The sequence below is a fragment of the Sphingobium sp. TA15 genome (genome assembly GCF_037101235.1).
GTDB lineage: Bacteria > Pseudomonadota > Alphaproteobacteria > Sphingomonadales > Sphingomonadaceae > Sphingobium > Sphingobium indicum.
Genome location: NZ_AP025356.1, coordinates 86,922 through 104,474 on the forward strand (window position 1 = coordinate 86,922; position 17,553 = coordinate 104,474).

16 protein-coding genes are annotated in these 17,553 nt (G+C 67.7%); 10 read left to right on the forward strand and 6 right to left on the reverse strand.

Annotated features, from left to right (window positions below):
- Positions 1-68: 68 nt before the first annotated feature.
- From Sj15T_RS17740 to Sj15T_RS17755, 4 genes are all read right to left on the reverse strand, one after another.
- The gene (locus tag Sj15T_RS17740; protein ID WP_013053674.1) at positions 69-2,081 is read right to left on the reverse strand and encodes an ATP-binding protein; all 2,013 of its coding nucleotides are present in this window, start codon (positions 2,079-2,081) and stop codon (positions 69-71) included.
- Positions 2,078-3,568: an ATPase domain-containing protein gene (locus tag Sj15T_RS17745; protein ID WP_013053675.1), complete on the reverse strand. Its 1,491-nt coding sequence runs from the start codon at positions 3,566-3,568 to the stop codon at positions 2,078-2,080. The genes Sj15T_RS17740 and Sj15T_RS17745 overlap by 4 nt, the downstream gene beginning before the upstream one ends.
- 105 nt (positions 3,569-3,673) lie before the next feature.
- Entirely contained in the window at positions 3,674-3,871 is a 198-nt protein-coding gene (locus Sj15T_RS17750) for a hypothetical protein (protein WP_013053676.1), read from the reverse strand.
- Between the two features lie 56 nt (positions 3,872-3,927).
- Positions 3,928-4,638, reverse strand: coding sequence for a Crp/Fnr family transcriptional regulator (locus Sj15T_RS17755; protein ID WP_013053677.1), 711 nt, complete (start codon positions 4,636-4,638; stop codon positions 3,928-3,930).
- Between the two features lie 104 nt (positions 4,639-4,742).
- Here Sj15T_RS17755 and Sj15T_RS17760 point away from each other — a divergent pair, with 104 nt between their 5' ends.
- The 10 genes from Sj15T_RS17760 to Sj15T_RS17805 all read left to right on the forward strand — a co-directional run bounded on the left by Sj15T_RS17760 (position 4,743) and on the right by Sj15T_RS17805 (position 15,536).
- A complete protein-coding gene (locus Sj15T_RS17760) occupies positions 4,743-5,222 on the forward strand; it encodes a pyridoxamine 5'-phosphate oxidase family protein (RefSeq protein WP_338756240.1) in 480 nt (159 codons plus the stop codon).
- A gap of 125 nt (positions 5,223-5,347) precedes the next feature.
- On the forward strand, positions 5,348-6,001 hold the full coding sequence (locus tag Sj15T_RS17765) for an HAD-IA family hydrolase (protein ID WP_253720746.1): 654 nt from the start codon (positions 5,348-5,350) through the stop codon (positions 5,999-6,001).
- A gap of 105 nt (positions 6,002-6,106) precedes the next feature.
- Positions 6,107-6,832: a GntR family transcriptional regulator gene (locus Sj15T_RS17770; RefSeq protein ID WP_013053680.1), complete on the forward strand. Its 726-nt coding sequence runs from the start codon at positions 6,107-6,109 to the stop codon at positions 6,830-6,832.
- Positions 6,833-7,055: 223 nt separating this feature from the next.
- Positions 7,056-8,426, forward strand: coding sequence for an amidohydrolase family protein (locus tag Sj15T_RS17775; RefSeq protein WP_041386793.1), 1,371 nt, complete (start codon positions 7,056-7,058; stop codon positions 8,424-8,426).
- The gene (locus Sj15T_RS17780; protein ID WP_013053682.1) at positions 8,423-9,757 is read left to right on the forward strand and encodes an MFS transporter; all 1,335 of its coding nucleotides are present in this window, start codon (positions 8,423-8,425) and stop codon (positions 9,755-9,757) included. Before Sj15T_RS17775 ends, Sj15T_RS17780 begins: the two co-directional genes overlap by 4 nt.
- 39 nt (positions 9,758-9,796) lie before the next feature.
- Positions 9,797-10,195: a cytochrome c family protein gene (locus tag Sj15T_RS17785; RefSeq protein WP_007688128.1), complete on the forward strand. Its 399-nt coding sequence runs from the start codon at positions 9,797-9,799 to the stop codon at positions 10,193-10,195.
- Positions 10,192-11,427, forward strand: a complete 1,236-nt coding sequence (locus Sj15T_RS17790; protein WP_013053683.1) for an iron-containing alcohol dehydrogenase — start codon at positions 10,192-10,194, stop codon at positions 11,425-11,427. Before Sj15T_RS17785 ends, Sj15T_RS17790 begins: the two co-directional genes overlap by 4 nt.
- 20 nt (positions 11,428-11,447) lie before the next feature.
- A complete protein-coding gene (locus tag Sj15T_RS17795; protein ID WP_007688125.1) occupies positions 11,448-12,932 on the forward strand; it encodes an NAD-dependent succinate-semialdehyde dehydrogenase in 1,485 nt (494 codons plus the stop codon).
- Positions 12,933-12,973: 41 nt separating this feature from the next.
- Entirely contained in the window at positions 12,974-15,043 is a 2,070-nt protein-coding gene (locus tag Sj15T_RS17800) for a PQQ-binding-like beta-propeller repeat protein (RefSeq protein WP_013053684.1), read from the forward strand.
- Positions 15,044-15,059: 16 nt separating this feature from the next.
- Positions 15,060-15,536 carry a cytochrome c gene (locus tag Sj15T_RS17805; protein WP_013053685.1) on the forward strand — a complete coding sequence of 159 codons (477 nt, stop codon included), beginning with the start codon at positions 15,060-15,062 and terminating at the stop codon, positions 15,534-15,536.
- 35 nt (positions 15,537-15,571) lie between these two features.
- Here the strand turns inward: Sj15T_RS17805 and Sj15T_RS17810 are convergent, their stop codons facing one another.
- Both Sj15T_RS17810 and Sj15T_RS17815 read right to left on the reverse strand, forming a co-directional pair.
- Entirely contained in the window at positions 15,572-16,354 is a 783-nt protein-coding gene (locus Sj15T_RS17810; protein WP_013053686.1) for an enoyl-CoA hydratase, read from the reverse strand.
- Positions 16,351-17,538 carry a CoA transferase gene (locus Sj15T_RS17815; protein WP_013053687.1) on the reverse strand — a complete coding sequence of 396 codons (1,188 nt, stop codon included), beginning with the start codon at positions 17,536-17,538 and terminating at the stop codon, positions 16,351-16,353. Before Sj15T_RS17815 ends, Sj15T_RS17810 begins: the two co-directional genes overlap by 4 nt.
- Positions 17,539-17,553: the final 15 nt, after the last annotated feature.

Sequence of the window (17,553 nt, forward strand, 5' to 3'; positions counted from 1 at the left end):
GTTCCACGCCAACTCCCGCAATTCCTTGCGCAATCCGCCTTGAACGCGCCGCCGGAGCCATCCCGCCGTCACAGCGCGGCAAGGCTCTTGGCCAAATCGATCTGCTTGAAAGGCTTGGTCAGTCGCGGCAGTTCCGCCGAAATCCCGGCATTTTCGGCATAGCCCGAAATCAGCAGCGCCCGGATCGCCGGCTTGAGCACCCGTGCCTGCTCGATCAGGTCGGTGCCGGTCGTGCCCGGCATCAGATGATCGGTGACCAGCACGTCGATGTCCGGCTCGGCCTTCATGATCGCCAGCGCATGTTCGGCGGAACTGGCCTCCAGCACGTCATATCCCAGTTCGCGCAGCATATGCACGGTGCTGGCGCGCACCAGTTCCTCATCGTCCACCACCAGCGCCATGCCATGGTCCAGCTTCACGGGCGCAGTGTCCGGCCCGGCCGCGTCCCTTCCGGCCTCGATCTCGCTGGTCGGCAGCCAGAGGCTGATCGTCGTGCCCTGGCCCACGGCGCTTTCGATGGTGAGGCCCCCGCCCAGTTGCGCGGCCAGGCCGTGCACCATCGACAGGCCAAGGCCGGTCCCCTGGCCCACGCCCTTGGTCGTGAAGAAGGGTTCTATCGCCTTTTCGGCGGTCTGCTGGTCCATGCCGATGCCGGTGTCGGCCACCGACAGGCGGACATAGCGTCCCTCCCGCAGGCGCAGCCGGTTGTCGGCCGCCATGCTGTCGCATGTCACGCCGATGCGAAGCTGTCCGCCATCCGGCATGGCGTCGCGCGCATTCACCGCCAGGTTCAGCAACGCCATTTCGATCTGGTTGGCGTCGGCATGGGCGGCCGGCAGGCCTTCCGCCACCGCCAGTTCGACCTGCACCCGCGGGCCGGACGTGCTGACGATCAGGTCGCGCATGTCCCGCACCAGCCCGCCTATGTCGATGGCGGTGGGTTGCAGCGGTTGCCGCCGCGCGAAGGCGAGCAGCCTTTGCACCAGCATCTTCGCCCGGTCGGCGGATTGCAGCGCGCCCTCAATCAGCCGCCGCTCCCGGTCCGTGCCCAGGCCGCGGCGGTGGAGCAGGTCGAGGCTGCCGACGATCGGCGTCAGCAGGTTGTTGAAATCATGGGCGACGCCGCCGGTCAACTGGCCCATGGACTCCAGCTTCTGCGACTGGCGCAGCGCCTCCTGCGCCAGTTCCAGTTCATGCGACCGCTGCTGCACGCGTTCCTCCAGCGTCTCGTTGAGCGCGCGCAGCCGCTCCTCGCTCCGGCGCAGCGCCGCCTCCATGCGGCGGCGTTCGGTGATGTCGTTGAACAGCACGGCGACCTGGGGCGCTTTGGGATCGCCCACGCGAAAGGCGTAGACATCGTACCAATAGCCGCCCAGCGCCTCTGCCGCGTCCTCGAAGCGGACGGCCTCGCCGGTGCGGGCCACCTGGCCGTAAATGTCGAACCAATGCTGTTCATGCCCCGGCACCAGCGATCGCATGCTCTTTCCCACCGCGTCGCTGAGGCCGGTATGGCGCGCGAAGGCGGGATTGGTTTCGATGAAGCGATAGTCGACCGGCTTCCCCGCATCGTCGAAGATCATCTCTATGATGCAGAAGCCCGCCTCGATCGAATCGAACAGGGATCGATATTTCTCCGCGCCGCGATGCAGTTCCTCCAGCCTTGCGCGGGCGTCATATTGCCGGCGGCGGCCGCGCAGCGCCGACCGGGCGAGGCTGATCAGCGTGGTGGGGTGGAAGGGCCGCTCCAGGAAATTGACGTTGCCCAGCATCTCCAGATAGCGGGACGCCGACGGGTTGCGCTCCAGCCCGCCGCCGCGCCGGGTCAGCAGAATGAAGGGGAAGTCCGACCATTCCGGCTGGTTCTGCAACCAGCCGACCAGGGGATGCAGGTCGCGATTGTGCAGCGCCTCCTCCGTCACCAGCGCGAAGCCGGCGCCATGGTCGATGCCGCCCAGCAGGTCGGGAAGATCCCGGCAGACATGCGAGCGCAATCCCGCCTCCGCCAGCATCGACGCCGCGATCTCCGCATCGCGCCCGACCGGAGCGAGAATGAGCGCCCGTTCGGACAGGTGCGGGATCACGCCTCCTCGTCTTCCAGCAGCGCGGGCGCGCCGCCGACGAAATGCGGCACGCCGCGCAGCACGCCCTGGAAGCCGATCAGCGGTTCGCCCAGGCGGATGCCGTAGGAACCGATGCGGAACTCCCGGATCGTGTCCTCATGCGATCCGGTGCGCTTCTTGATGATCGACATGGCGCGGCGCACCCGGCCCAGCGCCTCGAAATAGCGCAGCAGGATGACCGTGTCGGCCAGATAGGTGACGTCGACCGGCGTCTTCATGTCGCCCACCAGTCCATGCTGCGCGACGGTGAGGAAGGTGGTGGCCCCCTGCCGGTTCAGATATTGCAGCAGTTCATGCATGTGCAGGACCAGCGCATTCTCCTCCGGCATGGCGGACTGATAGCCGTTCAGGCTGTCGATGACGACGGTTCTCACGCCATGCCGTTCCACGCAGTTGCGCACCCGCTGGGAAAATTCGCCGGGGGACAGTTCGGCCGCGTCCACCTGCTCGACGATCAGGTCGCCGCTGTCGGCCATCGCCCGCATGTCGATGCCCAGCCCCAGGGCGCGGTTGAAAAGCAGGCCCATCTCCTCGTCGAAGACGAAGATCGCCGCCTTTTCCCCGCGCGCGACCGCCGCCGTGACGAAGGTGAGGGCGAGCAGCGACTTGCCCGTGCCCGCCGGGCCCAGGACGAGCACGCTCGAACCGCGCTCTATCCCCCCGCCCAGCAGGGCGTCGAGTTCGGTGGACTCGCTTTTCAGCACGTCGCGCTGGAAATCGGTCTTGTGTTCGGCCGACACCAGCCGGGGGAAGACGCGGACGCCGCCCCTTTCGATGACGAAATCGTGGAAGCCGCCGCGAAAATGCCGGCCGCGATATTTGATGACGCGCATCCGGCGGCGCTCCGGGCCGTAGTCGAGCGACAGCTCCTCCAGCCGGATGACGCCATGGGCGACGCTGTGCACCGTTTTGTCCGCGACCTCGGCCGTCAGGTCGTCCAGCATCAGCACGGTCGCATTCTGTTTCGAGAAGAAATGTTTGAGCGCCAGGATCTGGCGGCGGTAGCGCAGCGAGCTTTGCGCCAGCAGGCGGATTTCCGACAGGCTGTCCAGCACCACCCGGTCCGGCCGGACCCGTTCGAACGCGTCGAAGATGCGGCGTGTGGTCTCGCCCAGTTCCAGGTCGGACGAATAGAGCAGGCTTTGCTGCTGCTGCTCGTCCAGCAGGCTTTCGGGAGGGACCAGTTCGAACAGGTCCACCCCCTCCAGCGTCCAACCGTGCGACGCGGCGCTTTCGCGCATCTCTTCCTCGGTTTCGGACAGGGTGATGTAGAGGCAGCGTTCGCCGCGCCGCGCGCCCTCGATCAGGAACTGCGTCGCTATGGTGGTCTTGCCCGTGCCCGGACTGCCTTCCAGCAGGAACACGCGGCCGCGGGTCAGCCCGCCGGAAAGAATGTCGTCCAGGCCATCCACGCCCGCCAGGGCCTGTTTGGTCGAATAGGTCTCCACGTCACCTCCCTTTCAGAGCAGGAGCATCGGCGATTACCACGAGAAGCGGCGGCCCTGAATGCGTCGCAGATTGATTTCGATCAAGTCCCGCCGGTCCGATGCGGCTCATGGGCCGTGCGCGCCGCGCGCGCTATCGTCGATCTGTTGCCGCGCCTCCGCCGCGGCGCGGATCAGTTCGTTCCCCGTCTCTTCCGCCGCATCGGGCGTCATGCTGATGGCGACGCCGTCGGGACCGTCCAGCATCACCTGTCCTTCCTCGGCATAGGCCTTGCCAGATTCATCGAAAACGCCGTCTCGGGGCATGGATTCTCCTCTTCCGTTCGGGTGCAAAGGACGCTTTGCGGGCGGATGCGGTTCCCTCAGCCGCCGATGAACAGATAGGACGGGTCGTAATCGCACAGCCGCCGCAGGGCGGCGAGGTCGAAGATGGTGACCCGCCCGCGCTGGACCTGGAGCAGTTCCCGTTCGCGGAGTTCCCGCAGCATGCGGTTGATGTGCACCGACGTCATGCCGCAGGCCTCCCCCAGGTCCGCCTGGGTCAGCGGCAGCGCGAACCGGCTGCCGTCGCTCAGCCCCACGGCGCGCAGCTTCGCCTCGATCTCGCAGAAGAAATGCGCGATCCGCGCCATGGCGTCCAATCGGCCAAGGCGGAATATCCATTCCCGGTGCATGGCCGCGTCCAGCAGCGTGCTGAACCACAGCAGCTTCGTCAGATTGGGCCGCTGCGCCAGCAGGCCGTCCAGCGCCTCATGCGGGACCATGGCGATCCGGGATGCGCATAGGGTCGCGACATCATGGTCCAGCCGCCCCAGCGGATAGCCGTGCAGGTCGACGAAATCGCCGGGGACATGGACGGCGACGAGCTGGCGCAGGCCGTTGCGGTCGTCCATGTAGCGGCAGATGAACCCTTCCATCAGATAGGTGCTGTACGCGATCGGCTCGCCCGCCTGGGCGATAAGCTGGCGCGCATGGGTCTTGCGCACCTGGCTGACGCTGGCCTCCAGCGCCGCGAGATCGCGCTCCGACAGCTGCTCGCGGCGACGGTTGCGGAGGAAATCGGCGAAGATCATGGGTGGACAACGCCTGGACGGCCGATCGGCTTCATCCCGTCGGGAATGGCGGACCCTTCGCGCCTGCCGTTCGTATAGCCGGTTCCATAAATCAGGAGACGATCATGACCGATGCGCGAAAGCTGAAGGAACATCTGTGGGATCGGATGGCCGACAGCCCCTTCATGATGCTGGGCCTGACGGGCAGCGGACAGCATAGCGAGCCGCTCACCGTCCAGTTGGACGAGGACCAGGTGGACAGGCTGTGGTTCTTCATCGGCAAGGACAACCGCCTGGCCGGCGGCGGCGCGGCGATGGGGCAGTTCGTTTCCAAGGGGCACGACTTCTTCGCCTGCTTCGCGGGCCAAGCGCGCATCGACAATGATCCCGCGATGATCGACAAGCTGTGGTCGACCACGGTCGAAGCCTGGTTCCCCGGCGGCAAGTCGGACCCCAATCTGGCCCTGTTGCGCTTCGACATCGACGAGGCGGAATTGTGGGAGGCGGACGTGTCCCTGACCGGCAAGCTGAAGATGCTGTTCGGCGGCAAGATCCGTCCGGGCGAGGAAGGCAGTCACGCCAGGGTCGAGACGACGGCGAAGTGACCCGTCGGTCCGGCGGCGCGCCGGCGGATCGAAACGGACGTGCGTTTCGATCCGCCCCTGTGTAGGAGGCATGGTGCGGCCCCCGACCCGCCCCTGAAGGCCTTTTCACAGGAATGACGACGCTGATGGAACACAGGTCCGTGGATGCGGTGCTGCTGGACATGGACGGCACGATCCTGAATTCCATCAAGGCGGCGGAACGCGTCTGGGGCGAATGGGCGCTGCGCCATGGGCTGGATGTCGACGCCTTCCTGCCGACCGTCCATGGCGTTCAGTCGGTGGAGACGATCAGGCGGCTGGGCCTGCCCGGCGTCGATCCGGTGGCGGAGGCGGCGCTCGTCACCCAGGCGGAGATCGACGCGGTCGAGGGGATAGAGGCCATTGAGGGCGCGGCGGCGTTCCTGGCCGCGCTGGCCGATTGCCGCTGGGCCGTCGTCACCTCCGCCCCGCGCCGGCTTGCCCGGCGCCGCATCCGGGCGGCGGGCCTGCCCGCACCGCCGCTGCTGATCGCGGCGGAGGACGTGGAACGCGGCAAGCCCGCGCCGGACTGCTTCCATCTGGCGGCCGAGCGGCTGGGGACGAGGGCGGACCGTTGCCTGGTGATCGAGGATTCGGTTGCCGGCATCATGGCGGCGGAACGCGCCGGCGCGAGCATCCTGGTCGTCGCCGCGACCCACCACCGGCCGATGGAGACGCGCCATCCCGTCATCATCGACTATCGCGGCCTGGGCGCGGTGCCGGATTCCGGCGGGGCCGTGCGCATCGGGCCGATGGGCTGAGACCGTGACGATTTCCCTCGCGCCGCCCTGCCTATGCAAGAACGCCATCGCCATTGCGACGAAAATATCCTATATGTTCCGTATCCGACCCTATAAGCGGCGATCATGTCCGACCTGCACAATATGTCACAGCCTGCCAGCGCCATCGGTCCCGCAGCGCGCGCCGCTTCCGGACCGACGCTGGTGGAGCGCGCCTATGAGCATCTTCTCTCCATGCTGATGACGGTGAAGATCGCGCCGGGCGAACGCATCCCCATCGATACCGTGGCGCGGCAGCTCGGCATTTCGCAGACCCCGATTCGCGAGGCGCTGAGCCAGTTGGAGGCGGAGAAGCTGGTCTACAAGACCACCAATGTCGGCTACCGCGCCAGCCCGCAGATGACGCCGGAGGAGGTGCATGACCTCTACACGCTGCGCCTGCTGATCGAACCCTATGCCGCCGCCCGCGCCGCCGAGCAGATGGACGACGAGACGCTCTCCATCCTCCAGTCGATCCAGGCGGACATGGACGCGGTCGTCGAGCGGGACGAGCAGGCCTATGCCCGCTTCGCGGAGGCGGACGCGCTGCTCCACCGGCTGATCGCCAAGGGCAGCGGCAACCGCCTGATCGAGGAGACGATCGAGCGGCTGCACGCGCATCTCCAGATCTTCCGATCGCTCTACCAGAACAGCGCCCAGCCCAATGCGCCCGAAGTGGCGGCGCGGGAGCATCAGGCGATCATCGCCGCCCTGCTGGCGCACGATCCCGTCGCGGCGGAGCAGTCGGTGCGCGACCATCTGACCTGTTCTCAGCAGCGGATGGACCGGGCGAACGGCACGTCGCCCCGCTGACGGCCATGGCCGCCTGAAGCGCGAACCCGCCGGCCGGGGACGGGCGGCCCATGGCGGTCGCGTCCTTGGCACCGGCTTTCGGAATGATGCGCGGCGCGGGCCGCCCGACCGTTCGACAAGGTGGGAAAGGCCCTTGACGCGCCTGCGGCAACCACTTACCACGGGCTTACCAGATCATATAGGATATGAAATAGGTCTGGAGAGGATGGATATGCGGTCAGCCATGAAAGCCGGTTTTTCACTTGTCAGCCTGACGGTCGCGATGCTCGCCGGACTTCCGGCGACGGCGATGGCCGAAACCACGGTGCTGCGCGACTTCACGCTGATCGACGGCACCGGAAAGGCGCCCGCGGCGAACCAGGCGCTGGTCATGACGGACGGGCGGATCAAATGGGTCGGGCCGGTCGCGAAGCTCAAGGCGCCGGCGGGCGCGAAGGTCGAAAGGCTGAAGGGCAAATATCTGATGCCCGGCCTGATCGACAGCCATGTCCATCTGGGGCTGGTCGACGGCATCACCCAGAACCTGCAATATCAGACGCCGGAAAATATCGAGAAGCAGCTCCGCACCTACGCCGCCTACGGCGTCACCACCGTCCAGACGCTGGGGACGGAAAAGGACATGATCTTCCCGATCCAGCAGCGGCGCAAGGGCCGCGCGGCGATGTCGCGGGTCTATACCGTGGGGCAGGGCGTGGTCTTCAAGGGCAGCTATGGCGGCGTCGCCGGCCTCGACCAGTCGGTCGCCACGCCCGAAGAGGCGCGGGCGATGGTGGACAGGGAGGCGGCCAAGGGCGCCGACCTCATCAAGCTGTGGGTCGACGACGAATTCGGCATGCTGGAGGAACGCATGCCGCCCCCGATCAGCAGCGCCGTGATCGACCAGGCGCACAAGGACGGGAAGAAGGCCGTCGCGCATATCTTCTATTATTCCAACGCCGCCGAACTGACGCGGGAAGGCGTGGACGCCTTCGCCCATTCCGTGCGCGACCGCGCCGTTGACGACGCGCTGCTGGGCCAGATGAAGGCCAGGGGCGTGTGGCAGATGGCCGCGACGCTGAGCCGCGAGGCGTCCTTCACCTACAAGACGCTGCCCTTCCTGGACGATCCCTTCTTCGCGCGGGGGGTGACGCCCGCCGTGCTGAAGGAACTGGCCAGTCCGGAGCGGGCGGCGAAGCTGGGCGCGGCGCCCAACTTCCCCAAATATGCGCCCACCCTGCAATATGCGATGGACAATTTCGCGGCGGAGGCGAAGGCGGGCATCCGATATGGCATGGGCACGGACAGCGGCCCGACGGCGCGCTTCCCCGGCTATTTCGCGCATTGGGAACTGGAACTGATGGTGAAGGCCGGGGTGACGCCGATGCAGGCGATCACGGCCGCGACCAGCGCCAATGCGGAATTCATGGGGGCCAGGGACATCGGCGCGGTCGCGCCGGGCAAATGGGCCGACCTGCTGGTGCTGGACCGCGATCCCACGGCGGACATCCGCAACACCCGCGCCATCGACGCCGTCTATATCGCCGGCAACAAGGTGCCGACCATCTGGCAGACCTGCACCGGCCGCGCCGCCGATGCCTGCGGACCCCGCCCGTGACCGGCGAGGCAAGCGTCGCGGAACCGCGCGGCGCCGCCGCCGGAGCCGGCGCGGCGCGCCCGACGCGGGCGCGCCATGTCGTCCTGTGGCTGACGGTGCTGGCCTATCTCATCACCTATATGGACCGCGTCGTGATCGCCACGGCGGCCCCGGTGATCGAGAAGGAATATGGCTTCTCGCCCGTGACGATGGGCTGGATCTTCGCGTCCTTCTCCATCGCCTATGCGCTGTTCCAGATACCCGGCGGCTGGCTGGGCGACAGGTTCGGGCCGCGCCGGGCGCTGACGGGCGTGGTGCTCTGGTGGTCGACCTTCACCGCCGCCACGGCGCTGACCTGGTCGGCCGGGTCGATGATGGTGTGCCGCTTCCTCTTCGGCATGGGGGAGGCGGGGGCATTTCCCATCGCCACCCGGTCCTTGTCGCGCTGGATGCTGCCGTCGGAACGCGGCTGGGCGCAGGGCGTCACCCATGCGGGGGCGCGGCTGGGCGGGGCGGTGACGCCGGTGTTCGTCGCGCTGCTGATCGTCCAGTTCGGCTGGCGCATGCCCTTCATGGCCTTCGCGCTGATCGGCATCGGCTGGGCGGCCCTGTGGTTTTGGTACTATCGCGACACGCCGCGCGAGCATCCGGCGGTCAACGGCGCCGAACTGGCGATGATCGAGGGCGCGCTGGGCGCGGGCCGGGCGCGGGTGAGCGTGCCGTGGCGGCACCTGCTGGCCAATTCGCAGCTCTGGGTGCTGTCGGCCATGTATTTCTGCTACGCCTATTGCATCAACATCTTCCTGACCTGGTTCCCCAAATATCTGCACGATGCGCGGGGGTTCGACATCGCGTTGATGGGCCTGTTCGCCAGCCTGCCTCTGATGGCGGGGGTGGTGGGCGACCTGATGGGCGGATGGGCGTCGGACCTGCTGGTGAAGCGCGGCGCGGGGCTGAAGATGGCGCGCCGATCGGTCGCCGTGGTCGGCTTCCTGACGGCGGCCGCGATGATACCGCTGGCCGCCGCCATGGACGGGCATGTGGCCAGCATCCTGTGCTTCTGCATCGCGCTGTTCGGGCTGGAGCTGACGGTCGGCGTGTCCTGGGCTGTGACGCTCGACATCGGCGGCGAATATGCGGGGTCGGTGTCGGCGGTCATGAACACGCTGGGCAACAGCGGCGCGGCGGTCGCGGCGGCGGTCACCGGCTATATCGTCAGCATGAGCGGCTGGTTCGCCGCCTTTGCGGTTCTTTCCGTCCTCTGCCTGATCGCGGCGGCGCTGTTCCTGCGCATCGACGCCTCGCGCAGGCTGGAAGACGGGCAGGGGGCGCGGGCCCCGGAAGAAATCTGAACATCGCGCGCATGGCGCGCACGACAGGAGGTTGCTTAGGTGAAGACTTGGATATTCGCTGCGGGCATCGGCGCGGTGATCGCCGGCGCGGCGGTCGCCGCCCCCGCGCCGAAGGGAAATGCCGCGCATGGGCAGCAGCTTTTCGCGCGCTGCGCCGCCTGCCACAAGGTCGGGCCGAACCCGGCGCGCGCCATGGGGCCGTCGCTGAACGGCGTGGTCGGCCGGGCGGCGGGCAGCCAAGGCGGCTATGGCTATTCGCCCGCGATGAAGGCGTCGGGCATCAAATGGGACGAGACCAGCATCGACAAGCTGCTGCAAGGCCCGTCGAAGCTGGTCCCCGGCACGAAGATGATCTTCCCCGGCATGGCCGCCGCGCAGGATCGCGCCGACATCATCGCCTATCTGAAACAATTTGGCGCGGATGGTAGGAAGAAGTGAGCGACGTCCATACCGCCTTCGGCGCGCTGCGCCTGCCCCGTTCCGTCCTGTTCGGGCGCGGGCAGCGCCACGCGCTCGGCTCCGCCGCCGGCAAGCTGGGCAGCCGCGCCCTGCTCTGCACCGATGAGCGGCAGGCCGCCCAGCCCGAATTCCACGCCATGGTCGCGGACCTGAAAGCCCATGGGCTGGAGGTCCGGGTCTTCGACCGGACGATCCCCGACCTGCCGATCGGATCGATCAATGCCTGCGTCGACGAAGTGCGCGGCTTCGTCCCCGATCTGGTCGTCGGCATCGGCGGCGGCAGTTCGATGGACATGGCCAAGGTCGTCGCCGTGCTGCTGACCCATGGCGGCGACATCCGGTCCTATTATGGCGAATTCGCCGTGCCCGGCCCGGTCATGCCGCTGATCGCCATGCCGACGACGGCGGGCACCGGATCGGAAGTGACGCCGGTCGCCGTGGTGTCCGACGACGAGCGCGGGGTGAAGGTCGGCATCGCCAGCCCGCATCTGATCCCGCTGGTCGCGATCTGCGATCCGGAACTGACCGCCACCTGCCCGCCCGCCCTGACCGCCTGTTCCGGCGCCGACGCGCTGACCCATGCGGTGGAGGCCTATACGACGCTGGCGCGCCCGGCCGACCCGATGCTGACGCAGGATCATGTGTTCGTGGGCAAGAACCTGTTGTCGGACCATTTCGCCCGGCTGGCGGTCGACAACATCTTCCGCTTCCTGGAGCGGGCCTATCGCGACGGCGGCGACATGGAGGCGCGCGAGGGGCTGATGCTGGCGGCGCTTGCGGCGGGCTGCGCCTTCGGCACGGCGGGCACGGCGGCGGCGCATGCGCTGCAATATCCGGTCGGCAACCTGACGCACACCGCGCATGGCGACGGGGTGGCGACGCTGCTGCCCTATGTCATGCAGTTCAACCGTCCCTTCTGCGCCCCGGCCTTCGCCGAACTGGCGCGGACGGTGGGACTGCCCGACGCGGCGGAGGAGGACATGTCTCAGGCGTTCATCGATGCGGTCGCCGACCTGCTGGGCAGCGTCGACATCCCCCGCTCCCTGGCGGCGCTGGGGCTGAAGGCGGAGCAGCAGGACTTCGTGGCGGAAAACGCCCTGAACGCCGCCAGGCTGGTCAAGAACAATCCCCGTCCCCTCGATCTCCCGGCGATGCAGAGCATCACCCGCGCCGCCTTTGCCGGCGAGCGGGCGGCGCTCAAGTCAGCCTGACTTCTCGAACAAGGTTTCCCATGACGACGCAAAGCTATAGCTGCACGACGACCGATGGCCATGCCGGCCCCTTCGCCATTCCGACCGACCTGCTGATCGGGGAGGCGTGGGTGCCCGCCGCCAGCGGCAGGCGCATCGACATCCTCAACCCCGCGACGGAGACGGTGCTGACTTCCGTCGCCGACGCCAGCCCGGCCGAGGGCATCGCCGCCGTGGACGCCGCCGCCGCGGCCGCCGCGGACTGGGCCGCGACCCCGCCGCGCAGGCGCGCCGACATATTGCTCGCCTGCTTCCATGCGATGATGGCGGAGCAGGAATGGCTGGCGCAGCTCATATCGCTGGAAAATGGCAAGGCGCTGCCCGACGCGCGGGGGGAGGTGGCCTATGCCGCCGAATTCTTCCGCTGGTATGCGGAGGAGGCGGTGCGCATCAACGGGGAACTGGCCGTCTCGCCGTCCGGCGCCAACCGCATCATGGTGCAATATCAGCCCATCGGCATCGCCCTGCTGATCACGCCCTGGAACTTCCCGGCGGCGATGGCGACGCGCAAGATCGCCCCGGCGCTGGCGGCGGGCTGCACCTGCATCCTGAAACCGGCCGAGGAAACGCCGCTGACGGCGCTCGCCGTGGCGGAGATCATGCGCCGGGCGGGCGTGCCGGCGGGCGTGGTCAATGTCGTCAACAGCAGCGATCCGGGGCCGCTGTGCAGCGGCATCCTGCACGACCCGCGCGTGCGCAAGCTGTCCTTCACCGGATCGACCGAGGTCGGCCGCATCCTGTTGCGCCAGGCGGCGGACCAGGTCATCAGTTCGTCCATGGAACTGGGCGGCAACGCGCCGTTCCTGGTGCTGGACGATGCCGACATCGACGAGGCGATCGAGGGCGCGATGGTCGCCAAGATGCGCAATGCGGGGGAGGCGTGCACGGCGGCCAACCGCTTCTACGTCCAGCGCGGCATCCATGACGCCTTCGTCGCGAAGCTGGCGGAGCGCATGGGCGCGATGAAGATGGGCCCCGGCACGGAAAGCGCGACCCAGTGCGGCGCGATGATCAACCGGCAGGCGATCGACAAGATCGAGCATCTGGTGGCGGATGCGGTCGGCCGCGGCGCGGAGGTCAGGCTGGGCGGCAGGACGCCGGAGGGCGCGGGCTTCTTCTACCCGCCCTCGGTGATCGCGAACGTCCAGCCGGGGTCGGAGATATTGACGACGGAAGTGTTCGGCCCGGTCGCGGCGGTGATCCCGTTCGACGATCCGGCGGAGGCGGTGGCGCTGGCCAATGCGACCGAATATGGCCTGGCCGCCTATGTCTATACCGCCGACCTCAAGCGCGGGCTGCAACTGGCGGAGCGGATCGAGGCGGGCATGGTGGCGGTCAATCGCGGCCTGGTGTCGGACGCCGCCGCGCCCTTCGGCGGCGTCAAGCAGAGCGGCCTGGGGCGCGAGGGCGGGCATCACGGCCTGCTGGAATATTGCGAAGCCAAATATATCGCGGTGAGCTGGTAAGCCGCAGCCGGGAAAGAGAGAGGGAAGGGGCCTAAAGCGCGATGTTGAAGATGACCCGACGCAGGCTGTTGGGCGGGACGGTCGCCGTCGCCGCGACCATCGGCACGGCCCCGGTGCGGCGCGCCATGGCGCAGGAACTGCCCGGCGGGCCGGACACCGAATGGCGCCATTATGCGGCCGACCAGGCCAATACGCGCTACTCGCCGCTCGACCAGATCAACGCCGACAATTTCAGCGACCTTCAGGTCGCGTGGAGTTTCAAGACCGACATATTGGGGGCGCGCAAGGAATATCAGTTCGAACCGACGCCGTTGCTGGTCAAGGGGCGGCTGTTCCTGACCGCCGGGTCGCGGCGCGACTGCGTGGCCGTCGACGCGGCGACCGGCGAACTGCTCTGGATGTTCCGCAAGGATGAGGGGCAGCGCGCGCTCAATTCGCCGCGCCAGCTTTCGGGCCATGGCTGTTCCTACTGGACCGACGGCAAGCAGGAACGCATCCTGTTCGTGACCATCGGCTATCAGCTTGTGTCGCTGGACGCGGCGACCGGCATTCCCGATCCGGCCTTCGGCGTGAACGGCGTGGTCGACCTGAAAAAGGATTTCGACCAGGAACTGGACCCGGAAACCGCCGATGTCGGGCTGCACGCGACGCCGCTCGTCGCCCGCGACACGGTGGTGGTGGGCGCGGCGCATACGGCGGGCGACGTGCCGGCGGTGCGCAAGAATGTGAAGGGCTATGTGCGCGGCTTCGACGTGCGCACCGGCAAGCGCAAGTGGATATTCCACACCATCCCGAAAAAGGGCGAATATGGCTATGACAGCTGGCTGAACGGCGACGCCGACGAAGCGGGCAATGGCGGCGTCTGGGCGGAAATGTCCGCCGACGAGGAACTGGGGCTGGTCTATGTGCCGGTGGAACTGCCCACCGGCGACGAGATGGGCATGTTCCGCCGCGGCAATGCGCTGTTCGGGGAATCGCTGGTCGCGCTGGACCTGGAGACGGGCGTGCGGCGCTGGCATTACCAGCTTGTCCATCATGGCCTGTGGGACCGCGATATTCCCTGCGCGCCGATCCTGTGCGACATTCCGGTGAACGGCAGGACGGTGAAGGCGCTGGCGCAGCCGACCAAGCAATGCTTCCTCTATGTGCTGGACCGCACCAACGGCCAGCCGATCTGGCCCATTGTCGAGCGGCCGGTGGAGGCGGGCGACGTGCCGGGCGAATGGTATGCCAAGACCCAGCCCTTTCCGACCAAGCCGCCCGCCTATGACGTGCAGGGCATCGGCATGGACGACCTCATCGACTTCACGCCGGAACTGCGCAAGCAGGCGGTGGAGCTGGTGAAGCAGTACAAGATCGGGCCGCTCTACACGCCGCCCGTGGTCAGCAAGCCCGGCCGCTGGGGCACCATCTCCGTTCCGGGCATCCAGGGCGGCACCAACTGGCCGGGCGGCTGCTACGACCCGGAAAGCCATACCGTCTTCGTCTATTCGAAGACCCAGCCGTCGGTGATCGGCATCATCCCGAACGACGACCCCAGCGTCTCCGAATTTCCGCATGTGCATGGCATTGCCGGGTCCGAAGTGCGGCCGCAGGTGGCGATGGGCGCGGCGGCGCCGACGCCCTTCATGCGGCCCCCGGCGGCGAAGCCCGGCTCCGGCCCGCCGCCCGGCTTCCTGACCGTGCAGGGCCTGCCGCTGCTCAAGCCCCCCTATGGCCGCATCACCGCCATCGACCTCAGCAAGGGCGACCTCAAATGGCAGGTCGCCCATGGCGAGACGCCGGACAATGTCCGCAACCATCCGGCGCTCAAGGGACTGAAGATTCCCCGCACCGGCCGGGCGGGCAATCTGGGGCCGCTCTGCACCAAGAGCCTGGTGATCTGCGGCGAGGCGGGCTTCTACACCAATGAATATGGCATCAGGGGCGCGATGCTGCGCGCCTATGACAAGGCCACGGGCGAGGAGAAGGGCGCGGTCTACATGCCCGCGCCGCAGAGCGGATCGCCCATGACCTATATGCTGAACAACCGCCAATATATCGTCGTCGCCATCGGCGGCGGCAATTACAGCGCCGAACTGGTGGCGTTCCGACTTCCCGGAGTGGCTTAATGGCAGGAGTGGCTTGATGGGCAAGGTGACGCGGGGATATTGGCTGGCGGGCGCGCTGCTGCTGGCGGGCGGGGCGGTCGTGACGCGCGCGCAGGCGCCGGAACGCCACGTCTGGACCGGGGTCTACACCAAGGATCAGGCGGAGCGGGGCAAGGCCGCCTATGCGGAAAATTGCGCCGCCTGCCATGGCGAAACGCTCGCCGGAATCGACGTCGCGCCCGCGCTGGTCGGGCCGACATTCCTCAACAACTGGAACAACACCTCGGCGGGCGACCTGTTCGCGCGCATCCAGACGACCATGCCGCTCAACGCGCCGGGCAGCCTGGGCGGGCGGAAGGTCGCGGACATCGAAGCCTATATGTTCGAAGCCAACGGCTTTCCCGCCGGCGACCTGGCGCTGCCGCCCAATGCGGCGCTGATGCCCAATGTCAGGATCGTGGCGCAAAGGCCCGAACCGGCCAAGGCGGGGCCGGAATGCAAATGCGGTAAATAAGGGGCGGGGCGGCGGAACCGCCGCCCCGTTCCGCCTCAGGCGCCGGTCCAGTCCGGCAGCTTCTTCGTGCGCGCCAGGAAATCGGCCACGCCCCGCCGGAAATCGGCGCTGCCATAGACCTGCGCAATCAGATCCTCGACATCGGGCAAGGCGCCGAAGGTCATGCGCCGGATCGTCTCCTTGGTGGCGCGGGTGGTGAGCGGCGCGTTTTCGGCGGCGCGCCGGGCCAGCGCGTCGGCCTCCGCATCCAGCGTCTCGCGCTCCACGATCCGCAGCAGGAAGCCGCTGGCGAGCAGTTCCTCGGCCGTCAGCATCTCGCCCAGCAGCACCATGCGCTTCGCCCGTTGCAGGCCCACCGCCGCGCCGATCCGCGCCACGCTGGCGACCGACAGGCAATTGCCGATGGTGCGACCGATCGGCGATCCGAAGCGCGCGTCCCGCGTCGCGATGCGGAAATCGCAGGCGGAGGAGATGTTGATGCCGCCGCCCACGGCCCACCCCTCCACCACCGCGATGGTGGTGCAGGGTATGGCGTCGAGAGCGCCCATGCATTCGTCGATGTCGCGTTCATAATCGACGCCTTGCCGGCCGCTTTCATAATCCGCGAATTTGGAGATGTCGGTGCCGGATATGAACGCCTTGCCGCCGACGCCGCGGAACACGGCGACGCGGATGGAGCGGTCGGCCGCTATGTCCCGCGCCGCATCGCGCAGGTCGTGCCACATCGCGCCGGTCAGCGCATTGTGGGCGGCCGGGTTGTCGAAGCGGATATGGGCCTGGTCGCCCCGCTTCTCATAGATAAGGCGCGCCTTGCTCATTTCGCCGCTTCCCGCTGCGGGGCGAGCAGGCCCCTTTCCGCCAGTTCCCGCCGGATCAGCTCTCCATGTTCGTCGAGCAGCGGCGGGGGCAGGCGGACCTCCTGCGGCGTGCCGCGCATCTTGACCGGGAAGCCGAGCGCCTTGAACTCGCCCTCCACCGGATGGGGCACCTGCATCACCATGTCGCGGGCGACGGCCTGCTCGCTGCCGACCGCCTCGCCATAGTCCAGGATCGGCGCGGCGGGGACGCCCGCCGCCAGCAGGGCGTCGATCCATTCCTGCCGCGTGCGGGTGAGGAAGGTCGGCGCCAGATCCTCGATCAGGGCGATGCGGTTCGTCACGCGGGCGGCGTTGGTGGAATAGCGCGGATCGTCTTGAAGTTCCGGCCGGCCGAGCACTTGCAGGAAGGTCAGCCAGAGGCCCTGATTCGCCGCGCCGATGACGAACCAGCCGTCCGACGCCTGCACCGCCTGATAGGGGGCGGACATGCGGTTGGCCGATCCGATGGGCGTGGGCGACTTGCCCGTGCCCCAAAGCTCGGTCGTTTCCCAGATCGAGAGGCCCAGCGCCGCTTCCAGCAGCGATGCGTCGATATATTGGCCCTGCCCGCTCTTTTCCCGGCCGATGATGGCGGAAAGGATGGCGTAGGCCGAAAACAGGCCCGCGCCCAGGTCGGCCACGGCGATGCTGTTCTTCGCCGGTTCCATGCCGGGAAAGCCGTTGGAGCTCAAAATGCCCGACATGGCCTGCGCGATCAGGTCGAAGCCGGGGCGCTGCGCCCAGGGGCCGGTCTGGCCGAAGCCGGAAATGCTGGCATAGACGAGGCGCGGATTGATCGCGGCCAGGGTGTCATAGTCGATGCCCAGCCGCGCCGCGACGCCGGGGCGGGCGTTTTCCACCAGCACGTCGGCGGTCTTGACCAGCGCATAGAGCACTTCGCGATCGGCGTCGTCCTTCAGGTTGAGGGCGATGCTGCGCTTGTTGCGGTTGAGCGCCAGGAAGCCGGGGCTGTCCTCCCCCTTCAGGCGGAATCCCATGGAGTGGCGCGTCGAATCGCCCGTCTTGGGCGGTTCGATCTTGATGACGTCCGCGCCCATGTCGCCCAGCAGCATGCAGCAGAACGGGCCTGCCATGACCTGAGAAATGTCGAGTACCCTTATGCCGGCCAACGGCAGCGTCGCCATATTCCTTCTCCCACA